Source organism: Chitinophaga sp. OAE865, from assembly GCF_040546735.1.
Taxonomy (GTDB): Bacteria; Bacteroidota; Bacteroidia; order Chitinophagales; family Chitinophagaceae; genus Chitinophaga; species Chitinophaga polysaccharea_A.
Window position 1 is genome coordinate 1045295 of sequence record NZ_JBEPOF010000001.1, and the last position, 11739, is coordinate 1057033.

The 11739-nt window shown below is 44.5% G+C and carries 11 protein-coding genes; 5 read left to right on the forward strand and 6 right to left on the reverse strand.

The genetic code is table 11. The features are described from left to right. Window positions 1–19: 19 nt before the first annotated feature. Window positions 20–595, reverse strand: coding sequence for a protoglobin domain-containing protein (locus tag ABIE50_RS04410; RefSeq protein WP_209855464.1), 576 nt, complete (start codon window positions 593–595; stop codon window positions 20–22). 269 nt (window positions 596–864) lie between these two features. Between ABIE50_RS04410 and ABIE50_RS04415 the strand changes: the two genes are divergently transcribed. Further along, on the forward strand, window positions 865–2127 hold the full coding sequence (locus tag ABIE50_RS04415; RefSeq protein ID WP_209855462.1) for a chloride channel protein: 1263 nt from the start codon (window positions 865–867) through the stop codon (window positions 2125–2127). A gap of 21 nt (window positions 2128–2148) precedes the next feature. Here the strand turns inward: ABIE50_RS04415 and ABIE50_RS04420 are convergent, their stop codons facing one another. The 4 genes from ABIE50_RS04420 to ABIE50_RS04435 form a co-directional block, all read right to left on the reverse strand. Continuing rightward, entirely contained in the window at window positions 2149–2475 is a 327-nt protein-coding gene (locus ABIE50_RS04420) for a DMT family transporter (RefSeq protein ID WP_079471732.1), read from the reverse strand. Window positions 2476–2627: 152 nt separating this feature from the next. Next, window positions 2628–3293, reverse strand: a complete 666-nt coding sequence (locus ABIE50_RS04425; RefSeq protein ID WP_209855460.1) for a DNA alkylation repair protein — start codon at window positions 3291–3293, stop codon at window positions 2628–2630. 7 nt (window positions 3294–3300) lie between these two features. Then, a complete protein-coding gene (meaB, locus tag ABIE50_RS04430; protein WP_209855457.1) occupies window positions 3301–4203 on the reverse strand; it encodes a methylmalonyl Co-A mutase-associated GTPase MeaB in 903 nt (300 codons plus the stop codon). A gap of 45 nt (window positions 4204–4248) precedes the next feature. Next, window positions 4249–5295, reverse strand: coding sequence for a glycosyltransferase family 4 protein (locus ABIE50_RS04435; protein WP_209855455.1), 1047 nt, complete (start codon window positions 5293–5295; stop codon window positions 4249–4251). Window positions 5296–5466: 171 nt separating this feature from the next. On the opposite strand from ABIE50_RS04435, the gene ABIE50_RS04440 reads away from it, so the two are divergent. The 4 genes from ABIE50_RS04440 to ABIE50_RS04455 all read left to right on the forward strand — a co-directional run bounded on the left by ABIE50_RS04440 (window position 5467) and on the right by ABIE50_RS04455 (window position 8806). Beyond that, window positions 5467–6102, forward strand: coding sequence for an LON peptidase substrate-binding domain-containing protein (locus ABIE50_RS04440; RefSeq protein ID WP_209855453.1), 636 nt, complete (start codon window positions 5467–5469; stop codon window positions 6100–6102). Between the two features lie 170 nt (window positions 6103–6272). Next, window positions 6273–7568, forward strand: coding sequence for a BamG family beta-barrel-assembly machinery protein (gene bamG / locus ABIE50_RS04445; protein WP_209855452.1), 1296 nt, complete (start codon window positions 6273–6275; stop codon window positions 7566–7568). Window positions 7569–7697: 129 nt separating this feature from the next. Then, a complete protein-coding gene (gene lptC, locus ABIE50_RS04450) occupies window positions 7698–8249 on the forward strand; it encodes an LPS export ABC transporter periplasmic protein LptC (RefSeq protein ID WP_209855450.1) in 552 nt (183 codons plus the stop codon). Between the two features lie 218 nt (window positions 8250–8467). Next, window positions 8468–8806, forward strand: a complete 339-nt coding sequence (locus ABIE50_RS04455; RefSeq protein WP_142684284.1) for a tRNA-binding protein — start codon at window positions 8468–8470, stop codon at window positions 8804–8806. Between the two features lie 684 nt (window positions 8807–9490). Here the strand turns inward: ABIE50_RS04455 and ABIE50_RS04460 are convergent. After that, complete coding sequence (locus ABIE50_RS04460; protein ID WP_209855447.1) at window positions 9491–11641, reverse strand: S9 family peptidase; 2151 nt, start codon at window positions 11639–11641, stop codon at window positions 9491–9493. Window positions 11642–11739 lie beyond the last annotated feature (98 nt).

Consider the following 11739-nt stretch of genomic DNA (forward strand, 5'->3'; position numbering starts at 1 on the left):
TGCTAACGTAAATGGTTATTTAAAAAGGGAGTTGTCGGGGCTGGGGGTATACCCATAACAATACACTGAAACTAACTGCTTTGAACCAGGCCTGCTGCATACGTTCCACCTCCGTTGCCGAGTGGCCATGTTTGCCCAGGAAAGGTCTTCCAGCCTCAGAAACAGGATATATAAAAGAAGACAAATAACGTAAGTATACCAGCGGCAAAGGATCTATCTCATGTTCCTCCGCTTTTTTATTTTGCAGCTGAGCCGCAATCCGCTCTTCAAATTGCCACCATGGATTCCCTTCCTGGCGTGTGCACAGGTCAGTTATCCATTTCCTGAAATGCGGCCGGAGCGATTGCAGGTAAGCAACATCAGGCTCACCATCTTTGGTGAAATAACCAGCGAGATAGTTATTTTTTAAGATGCAGTTGTACCAGTTATCAAGGATATCTTCTGTATGCGCTGCAAGGATATTTCCCGCCATTATCAGGTATTGCTCATCCTCATTGGTGAACAACAGCATTCTTTTTAATCTGACCAGTGTTTGTGCATCCAGTGAGGAGGGGTTATCAGCGCCAGCTGTGCCATGATGCCTAGCGTCATTCATACATGTTATTTTTGGTTTCCTTCACGGATTGGTTATTACAAATATAATAAGGTTGCCTAACTAAAACAACACCCGCCAGGATCCTGCAGATTTTGCACTGGAACAATGATTCGCTGATCATATTGATTTTTGGGAGATTATATGGAGAGGAGAGATATTGGCAAGCGTATACTCCTGTACGTTAGCCGCTGAATATATTAACTAAAAATTATTTGTGATTCTACAGTGAACTATATAGATTTGATAATCTGGCTGATAATACCCACTTCATGACAACTAAGCTTTACGCTATAACAAAGAACGGACTCCCCCTGATGGCGGTTGAACCACTGCAAATACCGGCTAACGCATCCATACCTGGCTCCTCCCGTACCTGGTATCTTTCCATTGCTGCAATACTGGTGGCTGCCGCCGGAGCTGTTGTTGCATGGGGCATTACCACTATCATTCACTGGATAGCATCGCTGGTCTACTACGGTGAAATAATAACCGCTTACACCGGTATTGAAAATACAGAACGTGATCTGTGGATCATTATTATCCCCGTAGCGGGCGCCATATTGCTCACCGCTTTAGGTCGTTATACTTCTCCCCTGCTCCGCGCATCAGGATTAACTGTTGCCATCGGAGCCGGCAATCCGTTAGGTATTGAGAATGCAGCTATGTTATTTAACGGGGGCATAGGCGCCTGGACCGGAAAGTTGTTCCGTTGTACGGAGGAGGAATGCCGGATACTTTTTATTGCCGGCGCATGCAGTACTTTAGGTAGCCTTTTTGGTGCGCCGGTAGCAGCTGTATTTCTTGCGCTGGAGTTATGTTTACCAAACCGGACACTTAAAAATATATTGCCGGTAGTGGCGGCTGCGGCAACGGCTGCTGCAGGCAATTACCTGTACAGGGGCACTGCTCCGGTGTTAAGTTTTTCTTCCCTGCCGGCAATGAACGGAAAAGCGGTGGCGGCTTACAGCGTTATTGCTATACTGGTGGGGCTGTGGGCCCGGTTAAGCACGGTGTTGTATAAGCTTATTGGTAAATGGTTTGGAAAGCTAACTAAATATAATAAGTGGTATTTACTAACCGTTGCTTTGCTTGCCGGTATCGCCGGGTACATTTTTCCGCGGATACTGGGCACAGGCGAAGGTTATGTTACCGACCTGCTGCAAGCGCATGTTACCCTGGCTATTCTTTTTGCACTGGCCTTTATTAAATGGATTGCCTGGCTTTTTTTCTCAGGCGCTAATAAAACAGGCAGCGGTATTATTCCCTTACTGGTTATAGGTGGGGCTATCGGCCTTTTGATCGGCGCTCCCATGCAGATGCTTTTTCCTGCTGTCATGATCAATGCCGGCATTGTTGTACTGGTTGGTATGGGAGCCATGCTGGCAGGCACATCACGCCTGGTGTTCACCGCTATTGTACTACTGCTGGAAATGACCCATGATATCAATGCTGCGCTTCCTGCCATGCTTGCCTGCGTTCTGGCTTATGGCATTGCCATCTTCAAAAGCAAAACAGCGCAAAGTGATATATAACCCTGCGCTGTTGATGCCTGTTTATTCGTGTCCTGAAACAAACTTTAAACCTACAATTGAGCCTATTAACAACATCAGGAAAAAAATGCGCAACATGGCAGCCGGTTCCTTAAAGAATATCATACCGGCAATAGCGGTACCGGCAGCGCCAATACCCGTCCACACAGCATAAGACGTGCCTATAGGAAGACCGCCATTAATCGCTTTATTCAAAAAGAAAAAGCTTAAACAGATACATACAGCAAAGCTCACCGATGGCCACAGCCTGGAAAAATTCTCAGAATATTTTAATGAAATAGTAAAGCCTATTTCAAACAGCCCGCCAATGACAAGGAATAACCAAGGCATAATTACTGAATTTAAAAAGTAAAAAATATATGGAAATGTATGGGTATGAAAATGACCGTTCCCCGGGATCAGAGACCGTAATTAAACACCGCGTAAGCGATAGATATGCCGAATGAAGTAAAACGCATGCGGCAAAGGTAGCAAAAAGTTATCTAATCGATCCTGCGGAGCGCTTCCCGCTTACTGAGCGGCGCCAGTGGATAATTGTTCACAAACTTACGTACGCTGCCCGGATTGGTTTTGGCATATTCCCGTAAAGCCCAGCCAATGGCCTTTTGAATAAAAAATTCTTTTGAGTGGGCGCATTGTTTGATATAGCTGTATAACAGCTGTTCATTGGTATATTGCTTGTAAGCATTCTGATGTATAATAGCCGCCCTTTGCAACCACATATTTTCGCTGGCGATCCACTGATTGGTGACGGCAGGCCATACCTCAGGAAATTTTCTCAGCCAGGGGCCAGCAAGGAATGACACTGTGGAGTCTACACTGTCCCACCACGATTTATGAACTATCATGTATTCAAACAGGTGGATATCATTTATGGTCCAGTCTTTACGCAACAGTTGCATAAAATCAATAGCAGCATATTGATATTCACGTTCCGGTTTTTTCCACAGCGCTTTTACCAGTACGGGCATATCGTTGATGGCTGGCAATCCGTATTCCGCTTTCAGCCCTTTATTAATGAGGCGGCGTTCCGGTGTTTTAATGCCCAGGTGCTCAAACTGATCACGCAAATACGCTTTCATGGTGATGGCGTAAGCCGGGTTGGCGGCCACTGTATATGCTTCTGTGATTAGATTAAGGTAATTCATACGCCTCTTAGCTTTTAGTGCCGATATAACGGTAAAGATTAAACGTTTTTTGCTGAAGCAGTTCCTGTATCTCCTGTTGAAGGATTTGTTTGGAAATATTTTTCATGCGCCGGTGTTGTATCAGCTGCCAGGCTTTTTCAGCCAGCAATAAAATATGCTTTTGTTGTTGATGGGAAACCAGGGAATGATGGTTTTCGATGGCCTGTATTATTTCGTGTATCCCTGACTGTTGGGTAGCTATCGACTTGATCACAGGAATTTCCCAATCGCCCTGATGCTTGCTGTGTGCCAGCAGCCGCAGGTTTTTCACAAAGGCGTCTGCATTATCCCTGTCGGCTTTGTTCACAATAAAGATATCCGCGATCTCCATCAGGCCTGCTTTCATGGTCTGGATCTCATCGCCGGCCTCCGGAACCACTACTACAACAGTGGTATCTGCCACACCGGCTATTTCCACTTCACTTTGCCCCACGCCCACGGTTTCAATAAAAAGATAGTCGAATGCTGCGGCCTTAATCAGGTCACTTACTTCAATGATTTTAGGGCTTAATCCTCCCAGGGCGCCCCTGCTGGCCATAGAACGGATAAAAACACGGGGGTGATTGAAGTGCTGGCTCATCCTGATCCGGTCGCCCAGCAGGGCGCCGAAATTGAAGGGCGACGAGGGGTCTACTGCTATGATAGCCACGCTTTTATCCTGTTCCAGCAATTGGGTAATGAGTGCATTTACCAGCGTGCTTTTTCCCGCACCGGGAGGGCCGGTAATACCTACCACTTTGGTATGATCACTCACGGGTATCTGTTCCAGCAGCTGTTCATATCCTGTTGCTTCATTTTCAACGAGGGAAATGCAACGGGCCAGTGATTTGATATTTCCGTTTAAGAGTCCGGGTATATACTGCTGGTACATTTTACTGTTTACAGAATTTGAAGAACAAAAATAAGGTATCCCGGTTTACGCGGTCAGTGAACGGTAAATATCCAGGTACTTGGCTCCTATTTCCTCCCATCTGAAGCTATCGGCGTGCTTTTTAAGCGCAGCCATAGGCTGGGTGGCATTATAATGGGCCATCCCTTTATTAAAAATGTCCTGCATGTAGGCAGGATCAAAATTTTTAAAATAGTAGGCCAGATCACCGCCAATTTCGGGTAAGCTGGTTTTATCCGAGAGGAATACCGGTTTTCCGTAGTGCATAGCTTCTATTACAGGAATGCCAAAACCTTCAGCGATAGATGGAAATACAAAAGCGGAGCAGTTGCTGAAATACCAGTATTTGCTTTTTTCATCTATCGGACCAATAATTTTAACCCGGTCCTGGACGCCATAGAGCGCAGCTTCCTGCAGGATCTGTTTTTGATAGGTGGTATTGGCATTGCCGGCTATAATCAGTTCATAATCATTGTCTTTCAGCAACCGGGGAATAACATGGAAGTTTTTCTTGGGTAGAATAGTGCCGATGGTGAAAAGAAATGGCCGCGAGGGGCGGTAAAGCGGGTTATTGAATAACGGGAATGATTTTACATCACAACCATTATAAATTACGCTCAGCGGGGTATCTCCAATTTCGAGGTGCTGTAAAACATCTTCTTTTACATAATTCGATATTGTAATAATATGATCGGCTTTATTGATCATCCGCTGCACTTTTGCCAGCTGGCCCGATATTTTATATTTATAATTGGGTTTGTACAGGAAATTGAGGTCATGAATAGTTAATACACGTTTTATCTCCGGTGAAGCCGGGGTATAGTCGGATAACTGGTAAGTGGTATGCCAGAGCTGAATATCCTTTGAATAGGGCATCCACAGCTTATGCCATGCTTTTTGTTTGTAGTGTGCCTGGTTGGAGAAAAGCGTTTCCTTATAGGAAGGCAAATAGAAGTACAGCTCCTCAGGGGGAGCGATCAACTTCATTAAAGTTTGGCCAAGTTCGCTGCAATAAGTATATAGACCGTTGTTCGGATATTTCATTCTCTCACAGTCTATCACAAATCTTGGCATATTAATCGGTTTGAATAATTGTCAGGTATATATTTATATATAACTAAATGCTTAAGCGAAGATATTACAACTTTTTACGAAAAAGAGATAATTATCTTCCGGCGGTTTCCGGATAAATTTATCTTCCTGGCGTATATTGGTCGTCAGTCCGATGGTGAATAAAAAATACAGATGACGAATTTTATCTCCATATTTCCGCTTGGAATTGTAGTGTACCCGGGGGAGCAGTTGAATCTGCATGTTTTTGAGCCCCGGTACAAGCAATTAATAGCAGCCTGTTTGGCTGAGCAAAAGCCGTTTGGTATTCCAGTTGTAATAAATGAAAAAATTATGGAATATGGAACACTCGTGCAAATAAAAAAGGTAGAAAAAATATATGAAAGCGGGGAAATGGACATAATTACCGTTGGAGACAGTGTTTTTCGCATTTTGGAGCATGTTTCCACTATCCCTGAGAAATTATATGCCGGCGCTATTGTAAACTACCCCGAGAACAATGAGTCAGGCAACAGCCGGTTGCTGCAGGAAGTACTACATGGTGTAAGGGAGCTGCATGCCATTCTCCAGATCCATAAATCATTCAAGAAAGACGATAGCGAGCTCAGCTCATACGACCTGGCGCATCATGCCGGGTTATCGCTCGATGAAGAGTACGAGATGCTTCACCTTTTTTATGAAGCCCAGCGGCTGGAATACCTGAAGCGTCATTTGCACAAGGTTATCCCCATGATGGCGGAAATGGAAAGGCTGAAAGAGCGGGTGCTGTTGAACGGGCACTTCAGGAACTTATCTGCTGATAATTTATAGTTTTGGGTAAGATGCCCGCCTGGTCTGCTTTTCCTGCCAGGGGCACTGGAACTTTAACGTGCATTTAACAGGTGGTTTTTTTGTTTTTTTTGCTTCCCGCCTTAAAAAGTTGATATTTGCAGACCCATAATTTCAATGGAATAAGGGCTCAAACTCAATTCTGATACTAAATGCATTGGACAAAAGTCAGTATTCTTTGCCTGTTAGGAAGTTTTTTTCTGTTGGCAAATAAGGCTATCGCACAGGACAACTCACCATATTCCCGCTACGGATTAGGAGATCTGCATAATAACCAGAACACGGTAAACCGTGGAATGGGAGGGGTTTCCCAGGCGTATAGCGACCCTCAGTCAGTTAACTTTATCAATCCGGCCAGCTACTCCAGCCTGTTGCTCACTACTTTTGATGTGGGGGTGGAAGGTGGCGCCCGTTCTATTACAGACAAGGGAGCAAAGTTCAGTTCCGGATTCGGTACGCTCTCTTACCTGCAGTTGGGTATCCCGTTGATCACCAACAAATGGGGATTAAACCTGGGCCTTCGCCCGGTAACAAGGGTATCTTATAATATCCAGGAATCACATAACGGTACTTTCTTTGATACGCTGAGGGTCCCGCTAACCAGCAAGTACGAGGGCAGCGGTGGTCTTTACCAGTTATATGCCGGTACAGGCGTACGTTTCGGTCATTTCAGCGTGGGGGTGAACCTCGGTTATCTTTTTGGTAATATAGAAAACAATACCCGCCTTGCTTTCCCTGATCCAAATGTATATGCTTCACACAGGATGTTCCGTACCACCTACAACAGCTTTTTTTACAAATTAGGGGTACAGTACAGGGCTAAAGTGGCAAAAGATATGGACCTGACCTTTGGGGCCTCCGGAAGTTTGAAGCAAAATATGAATGCCCGCCAGGAAACACTCAACGAAACTGTACAGTTCGACGCATCTTCCAATAACTATGTTACACAGGATACTGTCAGTTACTCCAAAGGCGACCGGGGAACAGTAGTGTTCCCGGAAGAATATGGCGCCGGTATCATGCTGCGCAAATTTGATAAATGGATGATCGGGGTTGACTTCAATTCAAGCCAGTGGGAGAATTATAAGAACTTCGGTAATAAAGATTCCCTGCAGAACTCCTGGAAGCTCGCCATCGGCGGACAGTTTGTGCCCAATGCCACAGCCCTGAGCGGTTACTGGAACCGGGTAGCATACCGCCTTGGAGGATATTACGGTAAAGACTACCTGCAGCTGGAAGGAGTGAATATGCCCACAATGGGTTTCACAGTAGGCGCCGGTTTACCGGTACGCCGCATGCCCTACTCCAATCAGTACAGCATGATCAACCTGGCATTTGAAATAGCTCACCGCGGCAACAACGAAACCGTGTTAAAAGAGAACATCTACCGTATATCACTCGGCTTTACCCTGAGCGATAAATGGTTTATCAAACGTAAATACGAATAACTTTTACAGATATACATGCAGCGGAGATATAAGCTAAGTAGACACAGACTACGCTTATATCTCCGCTTCGTTTTTAAGGAAGCTGAAAGCTTATACTGAATTCCTATCTTTGAAGCATTATCCATTCAAATGATTAAAAGAACCATCTTATTTTTTATAATAGCCCTTGCCGTTAGCAGCTGTGAAAATGACATCGATGCTGTAATGGAACTGGATTCAAAAAAGGCAGCCACGGAAAACGGGCAGGATATTGTGATCATATTCAGCCAGGGGGGAAAGGTGAATGCAAAATTAACAGGACCTACAATGGAACGGGGCCTGGATAAGCCCACTTACGTGGCTTTTAATAACGGGCTGAAAGTGTTTATGTATAATGATTCCCTCGGACTTGAAAGCACCTTATCGGCCAAGAAAGGGAAATTTATGGAAGATGATGGAGATGTGTTTCTTTCAGACAGCGTGATTGTGATCAACAAGAAGGGAGAACGCCTGGATACAAAAGAATTGAACTGGGATCCGAAAAGAAAGATCTTTTATTCTACAAAGGAAGTGTTTATTAAAACGCCTATTGATTCGCTGCACGGATGGGGACTGGAAGCCAACCAGGATTTCAGCGAGAAGAAGATATTAAAGGTAAGCGGGCCTATTACTGTGCAGGATAGTACCGCCACGCTCAACTGATATCATATAAATAACTATACGAAAGAACCCCACCTCTGCAGGTGGGGTTCTTTCGCTTTAACCTATTTTTTAACCTAAAATTTGACCTTAAAAGTCAATAATTATGCCAGTTTGCTGTATTCCGGCCATTGTTTGTTACCGCTTATAACATTTAAGGAGATGCGGGGAAAGCTTGTTCACTATAACGTGGATGGCTATATTAGGCAAAAAATTAGCAAATGGAAACTATCAGCTGGCCCGATTTTGAAAAAGTAGAAATGAGAGTGGGCACTATCCTCGAAGCAAACGACTTTCCCAAAGCCCGTAATCCTTCTTACCAGTTAATTATTGATTTTGGTCCCGAAACCGGTATCAGGAAATCATCTGCCCAGATCACCCATCTTTACCGGAAAGAGGATCTTATTGGAAAGCAGGTTGTGGCGGTTGTGAACTTCCCGCCAAAGCAAATTGCCAACTTTATATCAGAATGCCTGGTGCTGGGTGCCGTGGGCGATAAAAAGGAAGTTGTGCTACTTGAGCCGGGCATGAAAGTGGCAAACGGACAGCGCATAGCGTGATAAAATAACCTGTGAAACTGATATCTATACTGAATATCAGTTATTAATAGATATTTAATATATCTAATTGTAATTATTAATAATATTATTATTAAAATAATATAATAAGTTATTATCCATTATCATCAGTTTACGAACAATAATACATCGTTCACGGAAATGAAATCTATACTAAAAACCGGCAGTATATCTTTGTTCCAGGTTTTTCATAGGATATGGTTAAAATTATTACAAGGGCGGTATTCTTACCAGCCCTTTTTTTATGTTTTCTCCCGGAAAAACCTCAAAATGGGCAAAATAACTGTTTAAACATCTACTAAGGTTGACAATCAATTATTTGTGGGCTAAACTCACATTGGAGCTTATCATGAAGTGTTTTTTGCCTCTATACGTTCACCTTCACTTTTCATACGTTTACCGGAAAAATTATATCATTCACTAGAATGCGCATCGCAGTGTGATAAAAATCGACCACCTTTGGTATAGGTTTTTCAATAAAGATATGGTTAAAATTTTTCGGGGCTGTAGTCTTGCAGCCCTGTTTCTTTTTCTGAAGTCCTATTTTTCCCTCTGCCTCCTTTCAACCCCGGTATTTCCATAACACATAAGAATATTACAGCCTGACAAACAGATACAGGTGTATTTATCTGTGTGCCAGGCCGTAGGTTATTGATTTAGAATTAGTTATTTATTGAACTGCTCAGGAAAAGGTTTATCCAGCAGGTTATTATAGATAAAGCGGTAAGATTCGCCGGAAGAATGCACACTTTTTAAACCTCCCCATCCGTGGCGTTCGCCGGGATACAGCATAAATTCGAAATGCTTATTCAGATTCTCAAGTTTGTCGATCAGCTGGATACAGTTCTGCATATGCACATTATCGTCCATAGTGCCGTGTACAATGCGGATCAGCCCTTTGTATCGGTCAACATAAGTTAAGACAGAGGTGGCTTTATAGCCTTCAGAGTTCTCTGCCGGGGTATCCATATAGCGTTCGGTGTAATGGCTGTCGTATAGTTGCCAGTCGGTTACTGCATAATTGGCCATACCATAGTTAAACACATCCGCACCATAGGTGAGGGCCATACAGGTCATATAGCCTCCAAAGCTGCCACCCGTTATACATATTTTATTGCTATCGGCCCATGGTTGTGAACGGAGCCATTTTGCGGCGTCCATATAATCCTCGATTTCATACTTACCCAGCTGTCGGTGAATATAGTTCATACCCATTTTGCCCAGCTGGCCGCTGCTACGGTTGTCTATGGCTACCTGGATCACTCCTTCCTGAGCCCACCACTGTTGTACATTGCCGTATTTCCAGGTATCGTATACCGTACCTGCGTTGGGGCCGCCATAAATGCTGATCAGGACAGGGTATCTTTTACCAGGTTCCATATGCAGGGGCATAGTAATAGTAAGTGGCAGTACCAGCCCATCGCGGGTTTTATAGGTTTGCAATGATGTTTTCGCAAGATTAAAATCATCAAACCTGGCCCCTTTGCTGTTGCCCAGCTCCCTTATCAGTTTACCGTTATTATCCAGCAGAGCCATTTTTGAGGGTGTTTGCAGGTTGGAATAGGTGGTAATAAAGTATTTGCCTCCGGGCGCCAGTTTGATCACATTATTATAGTTACCATTGGTCAGGCGGGTCAATGCGCCTGTTTTCATGCTCACTTTATACAGGTCGAAGCGGGTAGAAGCCTCTTTGCGGGCAGTGAAATATACCAGTTGATTTTTTTCGTCTATCTGTAATACTTCTTTCACTGTCCAGTTACCGGAGGTAAGTTGCTTCTTAAGGGAGCCATCCATGTTATGGAGATAAAGATGCGACCAGCCGGTTTTATCGCTTTGCAACAAAAAGCCCTGGTTATTTTTCAGGAAGGGAACCGCGTCAAACCAATCGATCCATGTTTTCTGTTTCTCATCATAGATTTCCTTTTTGGCGCCGCTTTGCGGGTTGATGCTATATATTTTCAGGTTATCCTGTCCGCGGTTCATCCATTGCATCCACAATTGGCGGCTATCTGCTGTCCAGAAAGGCATACCGAAGTACTGATCGTCATTTTCGTTGAAGTCGGCCCAAATGGTAGGGCCGCCGGCAACCGGTACTACGCCTACTTTCACAGTGGGATTGGGATCTCCGGCTTTAGGGTAACGTGTGTTTTCCAGGTAGCCGTGCTGTCCTTTCTCGCTGTAAATAGGGAATACGGGTACTTTGGAATCGTTAAAGTGCATATAAGCGATCTGCCGGCTGTCGGGGCTCCACCAGAAAGCCCGGTAATGTGTGGGCCTGCCGAGGATCTCCTCGTAATATACCCAGGATGCCCATCCGTTATAAACTACATCAGAGCCATCGGTGGTATAGCGGGTTTCTTTTCTGGTAGCTACTTCCACGCTGTAAAGATCATTGTTCCGGGTAAAAGCCACATATTTTCCGTCGGGTGAAAGCGTCGGATTTTTTTCTTCAGCGGCATCGTTTGTTAAACGGGTAGTATTGCCATCTGCTGCTTTATAAAAAACATCTTTCTCACGTATCTCCACACTGGGGCCATCTACCGGTGCTGTATAAACCGTTGCCTTGCCGGTACGGGCATCTACTGACCATGCCTGCATGCGGCCGGTTGCCGCATCAGGGCGCATTTCGAGGTAGTGTTCCCCGTCTGCCCAATCACGGATAGCCGGTAATGGCTGGGTAATATTGGTAGCCTGGCCTTTAAAAGCCTGTTCAAAAGTAAGATCCTGCTTTTGCTGCGCTTTTAAACAGGGAGCAGTGAGCAGCAATAAGCCTGCGCTGCAGATAGTGGTTGGTTTTAACCATTGTTCGCTTCTCATCATTTGTAGATATCAGGTGGTTGTTTTGTTGTAGTTAGCGGACGAAAATAAGCATAACTAAAAAATAGCGGTTACAATTTACACAAACGGGCAACGCC

Coding starts and splice junctions, on each gene's coding strand:
- ABIE50_RS04410 (WP_209855464.1), bottom strand. CDS start 595: ATGAATGACGCTAGGCATCATGGCACAGCTGGCGCTGATAACCCCTCC.
- ABIE50_RS04415 (WP_209855462.1), top strand. CDS start 865: ATGACAACTAAGCTTTACGCTATAACAAAGAACGGACTCCCCCTGATG.
- ABIE50_RS04420 (WP_079471732.1), bottom strand. CDS start 2,475: ATGCCTTGGTTATTCCTTGTCATTGGCGGGCTGTTTGAAATAGGCTTT.
- ABIE50_RS04425 (WP_209855460.1), bottom strand. CDS start 3,293: ATGAATTACCTTAATCTAATCACAGAAGCATATACAGTGGCCGCCAAC.
- meaB (WP_209855457.1), bottom strand. CDS start 4,203: ATGTACCAGCAGTATATACCCGGACTCTTAAACGGAAATATCAAATCA.
- ABIE50_RS04435 (WP_209855455.1), bottom strand. CDS start 5,295: ATGCCAAGATTTGTGATAGACTGTGAGAGAATGAAATATCCGAACAAC.
- ABIE50_RS04440 (WP_209855453.1), top strand. CDS start 5,467: ATGACGAATTTTATCTCCATATTTCCGCTTGGAATTGTAGTGTACCCG.
- bamG (WP_209855452.1), top strand. CDS start 6,273: ATGCATTGGACAAAAGTCAGTATTCTTTGCCTGTTAGGAAGTTTTTTT.
- lptC (WP_209855450.1), top strand. CDS start 7,698: ATGATTAAAAGAACCATCTTATTTTTTATAATAGCCCTTGCCGTTAGC.
- ABIE50_RS04455 (WP_142684284.1), top strand. CDS start 8,468: ATGGAAACTATCAGCTGGCCCGATTTTGAAAAAGTAGAAATGAGAGTG.
- ABIE50_RS04460 (WP_209855447.1), bottom strand. CDS start 11,641: ATGAGAAGCGAACAATGGTTAAAACCAACCACTATCTGCAGCGCAGGC.